17 protein-coding genes are annotated in these 18322 nt (G+C 71.0%); 6 read left to right on the top strand and 11 right to left on the bottom strand.

The window, feature by feature from the left end; genetic code table 11:
* The first annotated feature begins 54 nt into the window (after window positions 1–54).
* From tkt to B5D60_RS10430, 5 genes are all read left to right on the top strand, one after another.
* Entirely contained in the window at window positions 55–2151 is a 2097-nt protein-coding gene (tkt, locus tag B5D60_RS10450) for a transketolase (protein ID WP_078700104.1), read from the top strand.
* Complete coding sequence (gene deoC / locus B5D60_RS10445; RefSeq protein ID WP_078700103.1) at window positions 2148–3053, top strand: deoxyribose-phosphate aldolase; 906 nt, start codon at window positions 2148–2150, stop codon at window positions 3051–3053. The genes tkt and deoC overlap by 4 nt, the downstream gene beginning before the upstream one ends.
* 6 nt (window positions 3054–3059) lie before the next feature.
* Window positions 3060–4499, top strand: a complete 1440-nt coding sequence (locus B5D60_RS10440; RefSeq protein WP_078700102.1) for an aldehyde dehydrogenase family protein — start codon at window positions 3060–3062, stop codon at window positions 4497–4499.
* A 76-nt stretch (window positions 4500–4575) separates the two neighbouring features.
* Window positions 4576–5430, top strand: coding sequence for an aldehyde dehydrogenase family protein (locus tag B5D60_RS10435; RefSeq protein WP_078700101.1), 855 nt, complete (start codon window positions 4576–4578; stop codon window positions 5428–5430).
* Between the two features lie 24 nt (window positions 5431–5454).
* Window positions 5455–6030, top strand: a complete 576-nt coding sequence (locus B5D60_RS10430; protein WP_078700100.1) for a uridine kinase family protein — start codon at window positions 5455–5457, stop codon at window positions 6028–6030.
* 151 nt (window positions 6031–6181) lie between these two features.
* On the opposite strand, the gene B5D60_RS10425 is transcribed toward B5D60_RS10430, so the two are convergent.
* The 9 genes from B5D60_RS10425 to B5D60_RS10385 form a co-directional block, all read right to left on the bottom strand.
* On the bottom strand, window positions 6182–7261 hold the full coding sequence (locus B5D60_RS10425) for an adenosine deaminase (RefSeq protein WP_078700099.1): 1080 nt from the start codon (window positions 7259–7261) through the stop codon (window positions 6182–6184).
* Window position 7262: 1 nt separating this feature from the next.
* Window positions 7263–7718, bottom strand: a complete 456-nt coding sequence (locus tag B5D60_RS10420) for a MaoC family dehydratase (protein WP_078700098.1) — start codon at window positions 7716–7718, stop codon at window positions 7263–7265.
* A 73-nt stretch (window positions 7719–7791) separates the two neighbouring features.
* Window positions 7792–9078 carry a thymidine phosphorylase gene (locus B5D60_RS10415; RefSeq protein WP_078700097.1) on the bottom strand — a complete coding sequence of 429 codons (1287 nt, stop codon included), beginning with the start codon at window positions 9076–9078 and terminating at the stop codon, window positions 7792–7794.
* Complete coding sequence (locus B5D60_RS10410; protein ID WP_078700096.1) at window positions 9075–10253, bottom strand: cytochrome P450; 1179 nt, start codon at window positions 10251–10253, stop codon at window positions 9075–9077. The genes B5D60_RS10415 and B5D60_RS10410 overlap by 4 nt, the downstream gene beginning before the upstream one ends.
* On the bottom strand, window positions 10250–10672 hold the full coding sequence (locus tag B5D60_RS10405; protein WP_078700095.1) for a cytidine deaminase: 423 nt from the start codon (window positions 10670–10672) through the stop codon (window positions 10250–10252). The genes B5D60_RS10410 and B5D60_RS10405 overlap by 4 nt, the downstream gene beginning before the upstream one ends.
* A complete protein-coding gene (locus tag B5D60_RS10400) occupies window positions 10669–11931 on the bottom strand; it encodes an ABC transporter permease (RefSeq protein WP_078700094.1) in 1263 nt (420 codons plus the stop codon). The genes B5D60_RS10405 and B5D60_RS10400 overlap by 4 nt, the downstream gene beginning before the upstream one ends.
* The gene (locus B5D60_RS10395) at window positions 11928–13025 is read right to left on the bottom strand and encodes an ABC transporter permease (RefSeq protein ID WP_078700093.1); all 1098 of its coding nucleotides are present in this window, start codon (window positions 13023–13025) and stop codon (window positions 11928–11930) included. Before B5D60_RS10395 ends, B5D60_RS10400 begins: the two co-directional genes overlap by 4 nt.
* 156 nt (window positions 13026–13181) lie before the next feature.
* Window positions 13182–14744, bottom strand: a complete 1563-nt coding sequence (locus B5D60_RS10390) for an ABC transporter ATP-binding protein (RefSeq protein ID WP_153302975.1) — start codon at window positions 14742–14744, stop codon at window positions 13182–13184.
* A gap of 116 nt (window positions 14745–14860) precedes the next feature.
* Window positions 14861–15907, bottom strand: a complete 1047-nt coding sequence (locus B5D60_RS10385; protein WP_231948711.1) for a BMP family lipoprotein — start codon at window positions 15905–15907, stop codon at window positions 14861–14863.
* Window positions 15908–16054: 147 nt separating this feature from the next.
* On the opposite strand from B5D60_RS10385, the gene B5D60_RS10380 reads away from it, so the two are divergent.
* Window positions 16055–16525, top strand: a complete 471-nt coding sequence (locus B5D60_RS10380) for a universal stress protein (protein ID WP_078700092.1) — start codon at window positions 16055–16057, stop codon at window positions 16523–16525.
* A gap of 1 nt (window position 16526) precedes the next feature.
* Here the strand turns inward: B5D60_RS10380 and B5D60_RS10375 are convergent, their stop codons facing one another.
* Both B5D60_RS10375 and B5D60_RS10370 read right to left on the bottom strand, forming a co-directional pair.
* Window positions 16527–17693, bottom strand: coding sequence for an amidohydrolase (locus B5D60_RS10375; RefSeq protein WP_078700091.1), 1167 nt, complete (start codon window positions 17691–17693; stop codon window positions 16527–16529).
* 80 nt (window positions 17694–17773) lie between these two features.
* Entirely contained in the window at window positions 17774–18304 is a 531-nt protein-coding gene (locus tag B5D60_RS10370) for a CGNR zinc finger domain-containing protein (protein ID WP_078700090.1), read from the bottom strand.
* Window positions 18305–18322: the final 18 nt, after the last annotated feature.

The following is an 18322-nucleotide window of genomic DNA, read 5'->3' as shown; positions in this document are numbered from 1 at the left end:
AGGACTTTTGCGCAGCGTTAGACAAAAGGGGTGCGGGACGCCTACGGTTGACCCGTGGCGAACACCGAGAACTCCCCCACCGGCTGGCGCGATCCCCTCGACCTCGAGGCGGTGCGCCATGCGCGCATCCTGCCCCTCGACGTCGTTCAGGCGAAGGGCAACGGGCACGCCGGCACCGCCGTCAGCCTCACGCCCGCGCTCTACGTGCTGTTCCAGGAGTACCTGCGGCACGACCCCGCGCGCCCCGACTGGGAGGGCCGTGACCGGTTCGTGCTCTCCGCCGGCCACACGAGCCTCTCGCTCTACCTGCAGCACTACCTCAGCGGGTACGGCCTCGAGCTGGACGACCTCAAGAAGGCCCGCGCGCTCGGCAGCCTGACTCCCGGACACCCCGAGTGGGGTCACACCCCCGGCGTCGAGACCACCACCGGCCCGCTCGGCCAGGGCGTCGGCAACGCGGTCGGCCTGGCGATGTCGGCGCGCCGCGTGCACGCCCTGCTGGAGCCGGACGTGGAGCCCGACGCCGGCCTGTTCCGGTACCGCACCTGGTGCGTCGCCGGTGACGGCTGCCTCTCCGAGGGCGTCTCGCAGGAGGCCTCCTCGCTCGCCGGAACGCTGGGCCTCGACGGCCTCATCCTCGTCTGGGACGACAACCGCATCTCGATCGAGGGCGACACCGCGATCGCGTTCACCGAGGACGTCGTGGGGCGCTACCGCTCCTACGGCTGGGCGATCGTCGAGATCGAGGACGCCGAGGACCCCGCCGCGATCCGCGCCGGCTACGACGCTGCCGTCGCCGTGACCGACCGTCCGGTCTTCATCCGCCTCCGGACCCGCATCGGCCACCCGATGCCCACCGTCGGCGGCACCGCCGGCGCCCACTCCGGCGCCCCCGGCGAGGACGAGGTCGCGGCCACGAAGGTCGCCCTCGGACTCGATCCCGAGCAGTTCTTCGCGATGCCGTCGGAGGCGCTCGACCACGCCCGCCGCGTGCGCGAGCGCGGCGCCGCGGCCCGCGAGGAGTGGCAGCGACGCTATGACGCGTGGCGCGCCGCCCACCCCGAGCCGGCCGCCCTGCACGACCGGATGCGCGACCGCGACGTCACGCCCACCGCCCGCGAGGGGCTCGCCGCCCTGCGCGCCCAGCCGCAGAAGGCCGCCACCCGCATCGCCAGCGGCGCGGTCCTCAACGAGATCTCGGCCGAGCTGCCCTGGCTCTGGGGCGGCTCCGCCGACCTGGCCGAGACCAACAACGTCGCGATCAAGGACGCCCGCAGCTTCACGCCCACGGGCTACGCGGGCGACGAGTGGCCCGGCGGCCCCGACGGCACGCTCGTCCACTTCGGCATCCGCGAGCACGCGATGGGCGCCGTCCTCAACGGCATCGCCCTCGCCGGGTACTCGCACCCGTTCGGCGCGACGTTCTTCGTCTTCTCCGACTACATGCGGCCCTCCGTGCGCCTCGCCGCCCTGATGGGCCTGCCCGTCACCTACGTCTGGACGCACGACTCGGTCGGCGTCGGCGAGGACGGCCCGACGCACCAGCCGGTGGAGCACCTGTGGGCGCACCGCGCCATCCCGGGCCTCGACGTGGTCCGCCCAGCCGACTGGGTCGAGACCGTCGACGCGTGGTCGCGCGCCCTGGGCAGCGACCGGCCCACCGCTCTCGTGCTGAGCCGCCAGGGCGTCCCGGTCGTCGGCGACGCCGTCCCGGCCGGAGAGGGCGCCGTCCGCGGTGCCTACGTGCTGGCCGACGTCACCACCACGCCTGACGCGATCATCGTGGCCACGGGCTCCGAGGTGGGCCTGGCCCTGCAGGCCCGCGACACGCTCGCGAACGAGGGCATCGGCGTCCGTGTCGTCTCCGCCCCGTGCCTCGAGTGGTTCGAGGAGCAGGACCTCGCCTACCGCGAGTCGGTCCTGCCCCGCGCCGTCACGGCTCGCGTCAGCGTCGAGGCCGGCACCGGCACCGGCTGGCACCGCTACGTCGGCACGAACGGTGAGATAGTGAGTGTCGAGGAGTTCGGTGCGAGCGGAGCCGGTGATCTCGTGCTCGCCGAGCGCGGCATCACCGCCGAGGCCGTCGTGGCTGCGGTGCACCGCAGCATCGCCACGGTCCGCTCGGACGAGAAGGAGAGGAACGCTCGATGACGAAGACTTTGACCGGGGGGCTGGACCGCCTGCCCGGCGTCGACCAGGTCGGCCTCGAGGCGCGCGCGGCGCAGCTGGCCACCCGCTCCATCAAGACCACGTCCAAGCAGTGGGCGATCGACCTCGCGATCTCGATGGTCGACCTCACCACGCTCGAGGGCGCCGACAGCCCCGGGAAGGTGCGGGCGCTGGCCACCAAGGCGCTGCGCCCCGATCCCACCGATCCGTCGTGCCCCGCCGCGGCCGCCGTGTGCGTCTACCCCGACATGGTGCCGTTCGTCCGTGAGGTCGTCGGCGACCGCCTGCACGTCGCGGCCGTCGCCACCGCGTTCCCCTCGGGCCGCGCCCCCCTCGAGGTCAAGCTGGCCGACACCGCCGCCGCCGTGGCCGCCGGTGCCGACGAGATCGACATGGTCATCGACCGAGGCGCCTTCCTGTCCGGCGACCTCGCGAAGGTCCACGAGCAGATCGTCGCGGTCAAGGAGGCCTCCGGCAGCGCCCACCTCAAGGTGATCCTCGAGACCGGCGAGCTGCAGACGTACGACAACATCCGCCGCGCCTCCTGGCTGGCGATGGACGCCGGCGCCGACTTCATCAAGACCAGCACCGGCAAGGTGCAGCCGGCCGCCACGCTGCCCACGACGCTGCTCATGCTTGAGGCCGTCCGCGACTACCGGATCGCCACCGGCCGCCAGGTGGGCGTCAAGCCCGCGGGCGGCATCCGCACCTCGAAGGACGCGATCAAGTACCTGGTCGTCGTCAACGAGGTCGCCGGCGAGGACTGGCTCGACCCGGACTGGTTCCGCTTCGGGGCGTCGTCGCTGCTCAACGACCTGCTCATGCAACGCCAGAAGATGCTCACCGGCCGCTACTCCGGCCCCGACTACGTGACCCTGGACTGATCAGACATGCCGAAGTTCGAATACGCACCCGCGCCGGAGTCGCGCTCCATCGTCGACCTCGCCGCCAGCTACGGCCTGTTCATCGACGGTGAGTTCACCGACGGTGGCGGCACCGCGTTCAAGACCGTCAACCCCGCCACCGAGGAGGTCCTCGCCGAGGTCGCCGAGGCGGACGAGGCCGACGTCGACCGCGCCGTCCGCGCCGCGCGCCGGGCCCACGACCGCGTCTGGGGCCCGATGCCCGGCCGCGAGCGCGCCAAGTACCTGTTCCGCATCGCGCGCATCCTCGCCGAGCGCAGCCGCGAGTTCGCCGTCCTGGAGACGCTCGACAACGGCAAGCCGATCAAGGAGTCGCGCGACGTCGACGTGCCCCTGGTCTCGCAGTGGTTCTTCTACAACGCCGGCTGGGCCGACAAGCTCGACCACGCCGGCCTCGGCCCGAACCCCCGGTCCCTCGGCGTGGCCGCGCAGGTCATCCCGTGGAACTTCCCGCTGCTCATGCTCGCGTGGAAGGTCGCGCCCGCGCTGGCGGCCGGCAACACGGTGGTGCTGAAGCCCGCCGAGACCACGCCGCTCACGGCCCTGCTGTTCGCCGACGTGTGCCGTCAGGCCGAGCTGCCCCCGGGCGTCGTCAACATCGTCACCGGCGCCGGCGAGACCGGCCGCCTGCTGGTCGCGCACCCCGACGTGAACAAGGTGGCCTTCACCGGCTCCACGCCCGTCGGTCGCGAGATCGCCCGCACGGTGGCCGGCACCGACAAGCGCCTCACCCTCGAGCTCGGCGGCAAGGCCGCGAACATCGTGTTCGAGGACGCGCCGATGGACCAGGCCGTCGAGGGCATCGTCCGCGGCATCTTCTTCAACCAGGGCCACGTCTGCTGCGCCGGCTCGCGCCTGCTCGTGCAGGAGAGCGTCGCCGAGGAGGTCCTCGACCGGCTCAAGGCCCGCATGGCCACGCTGCGCCTGGGCGATCCGCTGGACAAGAACACCGACGTCGGCGCGATCAACTCCGCCGAGCAGCTGGGCCGCATCCGCGAACTGGCCGCCACCGGCGACGACGAGGGCGCCGCCCGCTGGAGCGCTCCGTGCGAGCTGCCCGAGCGCGGCTTCTGGTACGCCCCGACGATCTTCACCGGCGTCACGCAGGCCCACCGGATCGCCCGGGAGGAGATCTTCGGCCCGGTCCTGTCGGTGCTGACCTTCCGCACGCCCGCCGAGGCGGTCGAGAAGGCCAACAACACGCCCTACGGCCTGTCCGCCGGCGTGTGGACCGAGAAGGGCTCGCGGATCCTCGCGATGGCCGACCAGCTGCGCGCCGGCGTGGTGTGGGCCAACACGTTCAACCAGTTCGATCCCGCCTCTCCGTTCGGCGGGTACAAGGAGTCCGGCTACGGCCGCGAGGGTGGCCGCCACGGGCTGGCCTCCTACCTGGAGGGTGCACGATGAACGAGCGACAGCGAGTGAATCCCATGGGATCGATGCCGGCACCGGCGTACTCTGCTCTTCTCACGGAGGTGGCGGCATGACCGATCGCCTGGATGTCCGCAAGACCTACAAGCTGTTCATCGGCGGGGCCTTCCCCCGCTCGGAGTCCGGCCGCACCTACGAGGTGTCGTCGTCGCGCGGCAAGTTCCTCGCCAACGCCTCGAAGGCCTCGCGCAAGGACGCCCGCGACGCCGTGGGCGCCGCCCGCAAGGCCTTCGGCGGCTGGTCGAAGCGCACGCCGTACAACCGGGGCCAGATCCTCTACCGCGTGGCCGAGGTCCTGGAGGGCCGCCGCGACCAGCTGGTCGCCGAGGTCCGTGCCGCGGAGGGTGTGAGCGAGCGCCGTGCCATCGCGATCGTGGACGCCGCCGTGGACACGTGGGTCTGGTACGCCGGCTGGGCCGACAAGCTCTCGCAGGTCACCGGCAACGCCAACCAGGTCAACGGGCCGTTCTTCAACCTGACGTCGCCCGAGCCCACGGGCGTCGTGGCGATCGCGGCGCCGCAGGACTCGTCGCTGCTCGGCCTCGTCGAGGTGCTCGCCCCCGTGCTGCTCTCGGGCAACACCGCCGTCGTCGTCTCGTCGTACGAGCGTCCCCTGCCTGCGATCACGCTGTCGGAGATCCTCTCGACCTCCGACGTGCCCGGTGGCGTCGTCAACATCCTGACCGGCGACATCGTCGAGGTGGGCCCGTGGATCGCGTCCCACCTCGACGTCAACGCCCTGGACCTCACCGGCGTCGTGGACCCCGACGTGGCGCGCGACCTCGAGGCCGAGGCCGCGGTGAACCTCAAGCGCGTCCTGCGCCCGGGCACGCCCACGGCCCAGTCGCTCGCGCGGATCACGCCGTTCCTGGAGCACAAGACCGTCTGGCACCCGATCGGCGTCTGACGTCGTCTCGATACGCTCGAGCCCATGCCGCACGTCGTGATCCTGGCCGGCCCGTCCGGTTCGGGGAAGTCCCACCTGTCCGAACGACTCGGGTGGACGGTGCTGCGGCTCGACGACTTCTACCACCCGGTGGACCATCCGGGCCTGCCCCTGAGCACGCTCGGCATCCCCGACTGGGACGACGTGCGGTCGTGGGACCTCGACGCGGCGATGCGGGCCATCGAGGAGCTGTGCCGCGAGGGCCGCACGCAGGTGCCGGTCTACGACATCTCCGTCAGCCGCGCCGTGGGCACGCGTGAGGTGGTGCTCTCGGGCGACCGCTTCATCGCCGAGGGCCTGTTCGCCACCGACATGGTGGCGCCGTCCCGTGAGGCCGGCGTGCTCGACGCGGCGATCTGCCTCACGCGGCCCCGCCCGGTGGTCTTCGCGCTACGCCTCGTGCGCGACCTGCGTGAGTCCCGCAAGCCCCCGATGACGCTGGTGCGCCGGGGCTGGCGCCTCATGAAGGACCAGCCGCGCATCATCGCCGCGGCCGTGGCCGCCGGCTGCCGCCCCATGCACCCGCGCCGCGCCTACCGCTTCCTGAACGCCGGCCGCTGAGCGAGCTGACGCCCACGCCCACGCCCACGCCCACGCCCGAGCCCACGCCCACGCCCGACTTTTGTGACACCGTTCGGCTCAGGTCGCCGAACCCCGTCGAAACGCGTCACAAAAGTTGGCCTTGGGACGGCGGGCGGGGAGCCGACGCAGGTCAGTTCCCCAGCGCCGCGTAGCCGGGCTTGATGACGTCGTTGATCAGCACGAGGCGCTCGTCGAACGGCAGGAAGGCGCTCTTCATGGCGTTGACGGTGAACCAGCGCAGGTCGCCGAGGCTGTAGCCGAAGGCGTCGGTCAGCAGGTTCATCTCGCGGCCGATCGAGGTGCCGCTCATCAGCCGGTTGTCGCTGTTGATCGTGACGCGGAAGCCCAGCTCGGCCAGCGGCCCGATGGGGTGGTCGGCGATCGACTCCATGCCCGCGACGGCGCCCGTCTGCAGGTTCGACGACGGGCACATCTCCAGTGGGATGCGGCGGTCGCGGATGTACGCCGCCAGCCGTCCCAGCGAGGGCGTGCCGGAGAAGTCGATGTCGTCGACGATCCGCACGCCGTGTCCCAGCCGGTCGGCGCCGCAGCGCTGCACGGCCTGCCAGATCGAGGGCAGCCCGAAGGCCTCGCCCGCGTGGATCGTGAAGTGCATGTTCTCGCGGCGCAGGTACTCGAACGCCTCGAGGTGCAGGATCGGCGGGAAGCCGTCCTCGGCGCCCGCGATGTCGAAGCCGAGCACGCCCCGGTCGCGGTAGTCGACGGTGACCTTGGCGATCTCCATGCCGCGCGAGGCGTGGCGCATCGCGGTGAGCAGCTGCCCGACCACCATCGCGCGCCCACCGGCGCGGACCTGCTCGACGCCCTCGTCGATGCCGACCTGCACCGCCTCGACGGCCTCCTCGATGGAGAGCCCGGCGTTCTGGTGCTGCTCGGGGGCCCAGCGCAGCTCGGCGTAGACGACGCCGTCGGCCGCGAGGTCGAGGACGGCCTCACGAGCGACCCGGGCCAGGTCCTCGGGGCGCTGCATGACGCCGACCGTGTGCTGGAAGGTCTCGAGGTACCGCACGAGCGATCCCGACGACGACGCCTCCTCGAACCAGGCACCGAGGTCCTCCGGCGCGGCCGGCAGGTCATGGCCGATCTCGAGCGCGATCTCGGCGACGGTCTCGGGTCGCACTCCCCCGTCGAGGTGCTCGTGCAGCGCGACCTTGGGGGCGGCGGCGATCTGCTCCGGCGTGGCCCTCACGTCAGGCGTCCATCAGCAGGGTGACGGTCTCGGCGATGCACGCCGGCTTCTCGCTGCCCTCGATCTCGACGGTGTGCTGCAGCGTCACCTGCTGGCCCTTCTCGATGTCGCGGACCTCCAGCACCTCGACCCGGTTGCGGACCTTCGAGCCCACGAGCACCGGCGCCATGAAGCGCACCCGGTTGAGTCCGTAGTTGACGCGGGCGCGGTCGCCGGCGAAGGCGTAGACCTGCGCGCCCAGGAACGGCAGCAGCGAGAGCGTCAGGTAGCCGTGGGCGACCGTCGCGCCGAACGGGCCCTCGGCCGCACGCTCGGGATCGACGTGGATCCACTGCCGGTCGCCCGTCGCGTCGGCGAACATGTCGATGCGGTCCTGGTGGATCTCGGTCCACGAGCTGACGCCCAGCTCCGTCCCGGAGGACGCGGCGATCTCGGCTCTGTCATTCAGGATGCGCATGCTTCCGAACCTATCGTGTCCAACGAGGACACCTCCTGACCCACGTCTCACGTGGGATCGTCGTGACCCGTCCTCAGCCGCCGATGCGGTCGAGGACGATGGGGGACGGCTGGGGAGCGGTGTCGCCGATGGCCCAGGCGCCCTCCAGCGCCTCGTGGGCCCGGCCGAATCGCTCGGGGGTGTCGGTGTGCAGGGTCAGCAGCGGCTGACCGGCCCGCACCGTGTCGCCGGGCTTGGCGTGGAGCTCCACCCCCGCGCCGGCCTGGACCGACTCGCCCGGGCGGGAGCGACCGGCGCCGAGGCGCCACGCCGCCACGCCCACCGCGTAGGCGTCGAGCGAGGTGAGCACACCGTCGGACCCGGCGGTGACGACCTCGGTCTCGCGCGCGGTCGGCAGCGCGGCGTCGGGGTCGCCGTCCTGGGCACGGATCATGGCCTTCCAGGCGTCCATCGCGCGCCCGTCGGCCAGGGCCTCGGCCGGGTCGACGTCGTGGACGCCCGCGGCCTGCAGCATCTCGCGCGCCAGGGCGACCGTGAGCTCGACGACGTCGGCGGGGCCGCCACCGGCGAGGACCTCCACCGACTCGCGCACCTCGAGGGCGTTGCCCGCCGTGAGGCCGAGCGGGACCGACATGTCGGTCAGCAGCGCCACGGTCTTCACGCCGGCGTCGGTGCCCAGGGCGACCATCGTCTCGGCGAGCTCACGTGCGTCGCTCTCGGTTTTCATGAAGGCGCCCGAGCCGACCTTGACGTCGAGCACGAGTGCACCCGTGCCCTCGGCGATCTTCTTGCTCATGATCGAGCTGGCGATGAGCGGGATCGCCTCCACCGTGCCCGTGATGTCGCGCAGCGCGTAGAGCTTCTTGTCGGCCGGGGCCAGCCCCGAACCCGCGGCGCAGATGACCGCGCCGAGGTCCTCCAGCTGGGTCATCATCTCGTCGTTCGACAGCGCGGCGCGCCAGCCGGGGATCGACTCGAGCTTGTCGAGGGTGCCGCCGGTGTGGCCCAGGCCGCGACCCGAGAGCTGGGGCACGGCCACGCCGCACGCCGCCACGAGCGGCGCCAGCGGCAGGGTGATCTTGTCGCCCACGCCGCCGGTGCTGTGCTTGTCGGCCGTGGGGCGCGAGAGCGACGAGAAGTCCATTCGCTCCCCCGTGGCGATCATGGCGGCGGTCCAGCGCGCGATCTCGCGGCGGTTCATGCCGTTGAGCAGGATCGCCATCGCGAGCGCCGACATCTGCTCGGACGCCACGACGCCACGCGTGTAGGCGTCGACGACCCAGTCGATCTGGTCGTCCGTCAGCTCATGTCCGTCGCGCTTCGCGACGATGATCTCGGTGGGGGCGAACTTCTCCGTCATGCGGACACCTGGATGCTCTCGTAGCCGCGCAGCACCCACGTGGGGCGCCGCGGGGACTCGCCCACGAGGGCGAGGTCGGGGAATCGGTCGAGCAGCGCCCGCAGGGTGATGCTCAGCTCGAGGCGCGCCAGCGGGGCGCCGAGGCAGAAGTGGATGCCCAGCCCGAAGCCGACGTGCGGATTCGGGTCGCGGCCCACGTCGAACGTGTCGGCGTCGGCGAACACCGCGGCGTCGCGGTTGGCCGAGCCCATGAGGCAGGCGACCTTCTGGCCGGCCGTGACGAGCTGCCCGGCGACCTCGACGTCCTTCGTGGCGGTGCGCTCGAACAGCTGCAGCGGCGCGTCGAAGCGGATGAGCTCCTCCAGCGCGATCTCGAGCGGAACCTCGCCGCTGGTGACGCGGGTCAGCTGGTCGCGGTGGGTCAGCAGCGCGTGGAAGCCGTTGCCGAAGGTGTTGACGCTGGCCTCGTGGCCGGCGTTGAGCAGCAGCACGACCGTGGCGACGAGCTCGTCGTCGGTGAACCCCTGGCCCGCATCGGTCTCGGCGATGAGGTCGCTGACCAGGTCCTCGCCCGGCGCGGCGCGGCGCATCGCGATGACCTCCCGCACGTAGCCGGAGAAGGCGGTGCTCGCCTCGATGGCCTCGGCCTTGGTGGCCTCGTCGATGTCCTTCTCGTACATGTGCACGATCGCCTGGCTCCAGCGGCGCAGGTCCTCGTGGTCCTCGCGCGGCACGCCCAGCAGGTCGCAGATGACGTAGACGGGCATCGGCTCGGCGTAGTCGGCGAGCACGTCGAACTGCTCGGGCAGCGCGGCCACCATCTCGGCCGCGAGCGACTCGATCCGCGGGCGCATGCGCTCGACGTGGCCGCGGCCGAACGCACCGGCGAGCAGCCGCCGCATCCGCGTGTGCGCAGGCGGCTCGTTCTCCATCAGCTGGTTGCGGTGGAGCGTGTTGAACGGCTCCATCTCCTCGACCGGCTCCCAGTCGTGCCACAGCCGGCCGAACGCGCGGTTCTTCAGCACCGCACCCACCGTGGCGTGATCGGTGGCCAGCCAGGTCGACCACGGCTCGTGCCACACGAGCGGTCCCTGCCGCCGCAGCTCGGCCAGGGCCGGGTAGGGATCGCGCAGGAAGTCGGCGTCGGTGGGGTCGAAGGTGGTCAGCGTGCTCATGTGTCGTTCAGGTCCGTCACGTCGAAGGCGTCCGGGAGCACCTCGGTCATGGGCTTCACACCCGAGGCGGTCAACAGCTGGCACTCGGGGCCGCCGTTCTCCCACAGCAATTGTCGGCACCGGCCGCACGGCATGACCGGGCGCCCCTGGCCGTCGACGCACACGACCGCGCGCAGCCTGCCGCCCCCGGTGGAGTGCAGCGCCGAGACCATGCCGCACTCGGCGCACAGGGCGACGCCGTAGGCCGCGTTCTCCACGTTGCAGCCCAGCACGACGCGGCCGTCGTCGACGAGGCCGGCCGCGCCGACCTTGTACTTCGAGTACGGCGCGTAGGCGCGGTTCATGACCTCGACCGCGTACTTGGTGAGGGCGTCCCAGTCGATGGGAGCCTCGGGCGGGGTGAAGCCGAAGCCGCTCATCCGACACTGCCCTTCCGGTAGATCTTGCCGTCGGCCGCGGGCATCCTGAGGTTCTGGCTGAACACCGCGAGGACGAGCAGCGTGGTGACGTACGGGGTCATGGTGGCGAGCTCGTTGGGGATCTCGTTGCTGGCGAAGAAGATCCCCGCCACGATGACGCCCAGGATGGCGGCGATCAGCGCGGAGGTGCGGCCGTGCTGGCGCCACTGCCAGATCGCCAGCATCACCAGGAAGACGGCCACGAGCAGCAGCAGCGCGTGGACGGTCTCGCCGCCACCGCGCAGGCGCAGCGTGTCGGTGTAGCCGAACAGGGTCGCGCCCGCGAACAGGCCGCCGGGGCGCCAGTTGCCGAAGATCATCGCCGCCAGGCCGATGTAGCCGCGGCCTCCGGTCTGGCCGTCGCGGAACGCGTTGGCCGCGACGAGCGCCAGGAAGCCGCCCGCGAGTCCGGCCAGGCCGCCCGAGGCGATCACGGCGATGAACTTGTAGCGGTAGACGTTCACGCCGAGGGACTCCGCGGCCGCCGGCGACTCGCCGACCGAGCGCAGGCGCAGGCCGAACCCGGTGCGCCACAGGATCCACCACGTGAGCACGAACAGGCCGATCGCGATGACGGTCAGCGAGGACATGTTCGTGACGAACGCCCGCAGCACCGCGGCGACCTCGGAGACGAAGAACCAGTTCTTCTGCTCGATCTCGCCCAACGGCTCCGACAACCCCGAGATCGTGATGCTCGGCAGCCGGTCGATCGGCGGGGACTGGGTCTGGCCACCGCCGGGGACGCCGCTGAAGGCCATGCCCGCGAGGTACTGGACCGCGCCCGCAGCGATGATGTTGATCGAGACGCCCGAGACGATGTGGTCGACGCCGAAGTACACCGTGGCCACGGCGTGCAGCAGGCCACCGGCGGCACCCAGCAGGATGGCACCGAGGACGCCCTGCCACGGGCCGTAGAAGTAGCCGAAGTAGCCCGCGCCGAAGGTGCCGAGGATCATCATGCCCTCGAGGCCGATGTTGACCACGCCCGCGCGCTCGGACCACAGGCCGCCGAGGCCGGCCAGGCCGATCGGGACGGCGGCGATCAAGGTGGCGCGGATCGTGCCCGACGAGCTGAGGTCGTCGACGCCGGTGATGATCCGCAGCAGCGACATGATCACCAGGACGCCGGCGATGCCGATCAGCAGCCACGGCCAGGTCAGACGGACCCGGCCCTGCGGCGTGCCGTGGACGTTGGTCACAGGATCGGTGGCCACACTCATGCCGACACCTCCTTCTGCTGGAGCTGCGGGTCCAGGGCGGCCGCCACCTGACGCTGCTCGAGGCGGACGCCGTAGCGGCGCACGACCTCGTAGGCGATGACGACGGTCAGCACGATGACGCCCTGGGTGACCTTGACGATGTCGGGTGAGACGTCGAGCAGGATCTGCAGCGGGTTCGACTGCTGGTCGAGGAATGCGAAGAGCAGCGCGCCGATGGCGATGCCGACGGGGTGGTTGCGGCCCAGCAGCGCGATGGCGATGCCGGCGAAGCCCAGTCCCGACTGGAACGTGGAGCCGTAGGCATAGTCCTGGCCGAACAGCAGCGGCATGCCGACCAGGCCGGCGATGGCGCCCGAGAGCAGCATCGTCACCAGGATCATCTTCTTGACGTTGATGCCGGAGGCGACCGCGGCGCTCTCGGACTGGCCGGCGGCCCGCAGGTCGAAGCCGAAGCGGGTGCGGTTGATCAGCACCCAGTAGACGATGCCGACGATGACCGCCACGACGATGAAGCCGTAGACCTCGCCGCCGAGGAACGGGATCCCGGGGACCCGGCTGCCCTCGGGCACCGGCTTCGTCGAGATGATGTTGCTGCCCTCCTCGCGCACGGCGACCTTGCGCAGCAGGTACGCGACCACGGCCGTGGCGATGGCGTTCAGCATGATCGTCGAGATGACCTCGGAGACGCCGCGCGTGACGCGCAGCAGGCCCGCGATGCCCGCCCACATGGCGCCCACGAGCATGCCCGCGAAGATCGCCAGGGCGATGTTGAGGAAGCCCGGCAGCCAGGCCTCGCCGGCGACCCACGCCGCCGCGAAGGACGCGATGCGGTACTGGCCGTCGACACCGATGTTGAACAGGTTCATCCGGAAGCCGATGGCCACCGCGACCGCCGACAGGTAGTACACCGTGGCGGAGTTGAGGATGTTCACCATCGTGCGGTTGTTGGGCCAGCTCAGGATCTGGCTCCACACGCCCAGCCAGTCGTCGCCGGCCAGGATCAGCACCAGGCTGGTGATGATGAAGGCGGTGACCAGCGCCAGGATCGGCGCCGCCAGCGCGAGCCCGACCTTCGTCAGTCGCGACTCCGTCATGCCGTCACCTCCGTGGAAAGAGCACAGTACGTCGGCGCCGGCATGACATCTGAACTGCTCACTCGCTGGCGCTCGCTCATGCCGTCACCTCCGTGGAAAGAGCACAGTACGTCGGCGCCGGCATGACATCTGAACTGCTCACTCGCTGGCGCTCGCTCATGCGGTCTCCTCCTCGTCGGTGGCACCGGTCATGGCCGAGCCGAGTTGCTGGGGGGTGACGTCGCCGGGATCGAAGGTGCCGACGATACGACCGCGCAGCAGCACCGCGATCGTGTCGGACAGGCCGATCAGCTCGTCGAGGTCGGCCGAGATCAGCAGCACCGCGAGGCCGTTGCGGCGGGCGCGCTTGATGTGGTCCCAGATCGCGGCCTGCGCGCCGACGTCGACACCGCGGGTGGGGTGCGCGGCGATCAGCAGGCTCGGCTCGCTGCTCATCTCGCGGCCGACGATCAGCTTCTGCTGGTTGCCGCCGGAGAGCGCCCGGGCGAGGGTGTCGATGCCGGGCGTGCGCACGTCGTACTCCTCGACGATGCGGTCGGTGTCCTTGCGGGCGCCGCGCCGGTCGATGAAGGGGCCGGAGACGTTGGGCTCGCGCGTCTGGTGGCCGAGCACGCGGTTCTCCCACAGCGGGGCGTCCAGCAGCAGGCCCTGGCGGTGGCGGTCCTCGGGGATGTACCCGATGCCGGCCTCGCGACGACGCCGGGTGGACCAGTCGGCGATGTCGGTGTCGTCGAGCTCGATGTGGCCGCTGGTCTCGTGGCGCATGCCCATGATGGCCTCGACGAGCTCGGCCTGGCCGTTGCCCTCGACGCCCGCGATGCCGAGGATCTCGCCGCGGTGGATCGAGAAGGAGATGCCGTCCAGCAGGGGGCGGCCGCCGCGCGGGTCGGGCAGGCCGAGGTCGACGACCTCGAGCACCTCGACGTCGGTCACGGTGGAGAGCTCGGTGCTGGGGCTGGGCAGCTCGGAGCCGACCATGAGCTCGGCCAGCTGACGCGACGTGACGCTGCCGGCGGGGACGGAGTCGACGGTGGTGCCGCGGCGGATCACGGTGACCGTGTCGGCGACCGAGAGCACCTCGTCGAGCTTGTGGGAGATGAAGATGACGGCCAGGCCCTCGGACTTGAGCCCGCGCAGGTTGTCGAACAGCTCGTCGACCTCCTGGGGCACCAGGACCGCGGTGGGCTCGTCGAGGATGATGATGCGCGCGCCGCGGTAGAGCACCTTGAGGATCTCGATGCGCTGGCGGGCGCCCACGCCGAGGTCGTCGACGAGGTCGTCGGGGTGGATCCCGAGGCCGTACGTGTCCGAGAGCTCACGGATCGCCTTGCGGGCCTTGTCGCCGATGCCGTGCAGCTTCTCGGCGCCGAGGACGACGTTCTCGAGCACGGTGAGGTTGTCCGCGAGCATGAAGTGCTGGAACACCATGCCGACCCCGTGCCCGATCGCGTCGGACGGCGACGAGAACGACACCGCGTTCCCGTCGAGCTCGATGGTGCCCGAGTCGGGCTTCTGCACGCCGTACAGGATCTTCATCAGCGTGGACTTGCCCGCGCCGTTCTCGCCCACGATCGCGTGGATCGTGCCACGACGGACATCGATGTCGATGTCGTGGTTGGCGATGACGCCGGGGAAGGTCTTGCCGATGCCGCGCAGCCGGACGACGACGTCGGACGCGCTGCTGGCGTCGGTGCCGGATTCGGACGATGTGATGCTCACGGTGTCACCTTTCGGTGGTTCAGCGGGCCCAAAGATGCGGCCCGGCCCCACGCTATCGCGCAGGGCCGGGCCTCAGGCCTCAGTACGTCGAGAAGGTTCTCACTGAGGGAACGTGCTCACTTCGAGGGCACCGTGATGGTGCCGTCGATGATCTGCTGCTTGTACTCGTCCAGCTTCTCCTTGATGTCATCGACGTGGCCGCCGGTGGTGGAGTAGCCGACGCCATCGACCTTGAGGTCGTAGATCTGCGGGCCGGTCTTGATGTCGCCCGCCTCGACGCCCTTGAGGAAGTCGTACACCGCGACGTCGATGTTCTTCGTCATCGAGGTCAGGATGCTGTCGCGGACCGACTCGTCGGCCGTCTTGGCCTGGTCGGAGTCGACGCCGATGGCCCACTTCTCGGCGTCGGTGGCCGCCTGGAAGACGCCACCGCCCGAGCCGCCGGCCGCGTGGTAGACGACGTCGGCGTCCTTCTCGAACATGCCGGTGGCGGCCGTGTTGCCCTTGGCCGGGTCACCGAAGCCGCTGAAGTCCGGCGGGGTGGACAGGTAGACCGACTGGACCTTGACGTCCGGGTTGGCGGCCTTGGCGCCGGCCTTGTAGCCAGCCTCGAACTTGTGGATCAGCTCGGTGTCGACACCGCCGACGAAGCCGATCGTGCCGGTCTCGGACTTGAGGGCGGCAGCGGCGCCGACCAGGAAGGAGCCCTGCTCCTCGGCGAACAGCAGGTTCGTCACGTTGTCGGCCTCGACCGCGTCGTCGACGATCGCGAAGTTCACGTCGGGGTTCGCCGCGGAGATCTTGGCGACGGAGGCGGAGTAGGCGAAGCCCACGGCCACGACCGGGTTGTAGCCGGCGTCGACGAGCTGCTGGAGGCGCTCCTCGCGAGCCGACTCGGGCTCGCCGTCCTGCGCCTCGGCGTCCTTGACCTCGAAGCCGAGCTCGCACGCGGCCTTGTCGAGGCCCTTGGCGGCGGAGTCGTTGAAGGACTGGTCTCCACGACCGCCCACGTCGAAGGCCATGCCGACCTTGACGTCACCCTTCTCGACGCAGTCCTCGCCGGAGGCGCTCTCCTCGTCGTTGCTCTTCTTCGAACAACCGGCTCCGGCAAAGACCAGGGCGGTCACGGCGGCCGCTGCGGTCAGCTTGTTCACTCGACGCACTTTTCCTCCTCGGGGTTGCGCCCGGAACGAGGGCGCACGCGATGTCAGCACGACATTAGGCGTAGAAAGGGCTGCCACGGACCGAGTCGGCTCCCCACGGGGCAACTGTCACCGAACCGTAATCAAAAGGGGTCCTAGGATCAGCACATGCCCTTCTCCGGACCCATCGTCGTCGGTCACGACGGCTCCTCCTTCGCCGATCACGCCCTGCGCTGGGCCCTCACCCTGGCCGAGCGCGCCCAGATGCCCGTCACGATCGTCCGCGCGTGGACGATGCGGACGGCACCCAAGCCGAAGACCCATGAGTTCGGCTACGTCCCCCCGGCCTCGGACTATGCCGCGGCGGTGCGCGAGCGCCTCGAGGAAGGCACCCGCGACCTCCTCGCCGAGCACCCGGGCGTCGAGGTGACGCTGAAGGTCGAGCGCGGCCAGCCCGCCACCGTCGTGGTCGAGGCCGCCCACGGCGCCTCCCTGCTGGTGGTCGGCCCCCGCGGCCTCGGCGGCTTCAAGGGCCTCATGCTCGGCTCGGTGAGCGAACACGCCGTGGGCAGCGCCCCGTGCCCCGTCGTGGTGGTGCGCGGCGACGACGACCCGGCGCAGTCCGAGCCGGAGGCCTGACTCAGGCGATCGCGGCGTTGGCGAGCACGAGCGCGCCCACGGCGATGGCGCGCTCGTCGACGCGCAGGTTGCCCTGGTGCAGGTCGTACGTGGGGCCGCCGGGGGTGCGGGTGCCGAGGCGGGCCATCGTGCCCGGCAGCGTCTCGACGTACCAAGCGAAGTCCTCGCCGCCCAGGCTCTGGGAGGTGCTGGCGACGCCCTCGGGACCGAGGGCGCTGCTGACCGCGTGGCGCAGGCGCTCGGTGACGGCGAAGTCGTTCACGACGGGCGGCACGCCGCGCGTGTAGGTGAGGTCGACGCCCACGCCGAACGGCTCGACGATGTCGGCGATGATCCCCCGCACCAGGTGCTCGGCGTCGTGCCACGCGGCCGCGTCGAGCATCCGCAGCGTGCCCTTCAGCTCACCGACCGCGGGGATGACGTTGGCTGCGTTGCCCGCGCTGACCTGACCCCAGACGAGGCTGGCGCCGGCGCGGGGATCGAAGCGACGCGAGAGCACGGCGGGCAGCTGCGTGATGAGGCTGCCGAGGGCGAACGTGAGGTCCTCGGTCAGGTGCGGGCGCGAGGTGTGACCGCCGCGGCCGTTCAGGACGACGTTGATCTGGTCGGAGGCTCCGGTGATGGCGCCCTCGCGGATCCCCACGCGACCGACGTCGAGCGACGGGTCGCAGTGCAGCGCGAAGATGCGGCTGACGCCGGCGAGCACGCCGTCGGAGAGCAGGCGCAGGGCGCCGCCGGGCATGACCTCCTCGGCCGGCTGGAAGATCAGGCGCACGCGGTAGGGCAGGCCGACCTCGCGATCGGCGGCGGTCAGGGCGGTGGCCGCTCCGATGAGGGCCGAGATGTGCACGTCGTGACCGCAGGCGTGGGCGACACCCGGGTTCTTCGAGCGCCAGGGGTCCTGCGTGGTGTCGAGGATCGGCAGCGCGTCGAGGTCGGCGCGCAGGGCCACGATGGGGCCGCCGGTGGGGCCGAGGTCGACCGAGAGGCCGGTGCCGTCGAAGCGCTGGGGGCTCAGACCGAGCTTGTCCATCCAGGCGTACACGAGGTCGGTGGTGCGCTCCTCCTGCCACGACAGCTCGGGGAAGGCGTGGAGGTCACGCCTCAGCTCGATGAGGTCGGGGGTCACCGTCTCCACGGCGCGAGCGATCGCTTCTCGAAGGTTCATGACCTGTCCACTCTACGCCGGTCATCGCGCGCAGGACGGTCATCTCAGATCGGGGACGGCGCGTCACCGAGCGGCGCGCCTCACCCCTGCCGCGCCCGGTAGGCGGCCTGGGCCTCCCGGTTGCCGCACGTGGTGCTGCAGAACTTGCGCGAGCGGTTCCGCGAGAAGTCCACGACCACGTCCTCGCAGTCCGACGCCGCGCACGTGCCGAGACGGTGCATCTCGTCGGCCCGGATCACGTCGATCATCGCCATCGCGGTCTCGACGAGGACGCGCTCGTGCAGCGGCCGGTCCTCGTCGATGGCGTGCACGTGCCAGTCGAGGCGCCCGTGGCGGACCAGCTGCGGCACGGCCTGCTGCTCGACGAGGATCACGTTGACCAGATCGACGGCACCACCGCGATCCGCGGTGAGCAGCTTGCGCAGGCGCGGCCGCACCTCGCGCAGGGCGTCGAGGTCGGACCGCGTCCGCGGGCGTGAGCCGGTGTAGCCCCACCGGTCGAAGAACTCGGTCAGGTCGGAGAGGGCCTCGAGCGTGTCGGGGTCGCCGGCCGAGTTCGCCAGCTCGGCGGCCGCGCCGAGCGCATCGCTCACGTCAGGAGTGAAGACCATGTTGACACCTTATGCCAT

The sequence above is a fragment of the Aeromicrobium choanae genome (genome assembly GCF_900167475.1).
Classification (GTDB): domain Bacteria; phylum Actinomycetota; class Actinomycetes; order Propionibacteriales; family Nocardioidaceae; genus Aeromicrobium; species Aeromicrobium choanae.
Note: the sequence above shows the minus strand (reverse complement) of the source record. Positions and strands in the feature narration are given on the sequence as shown.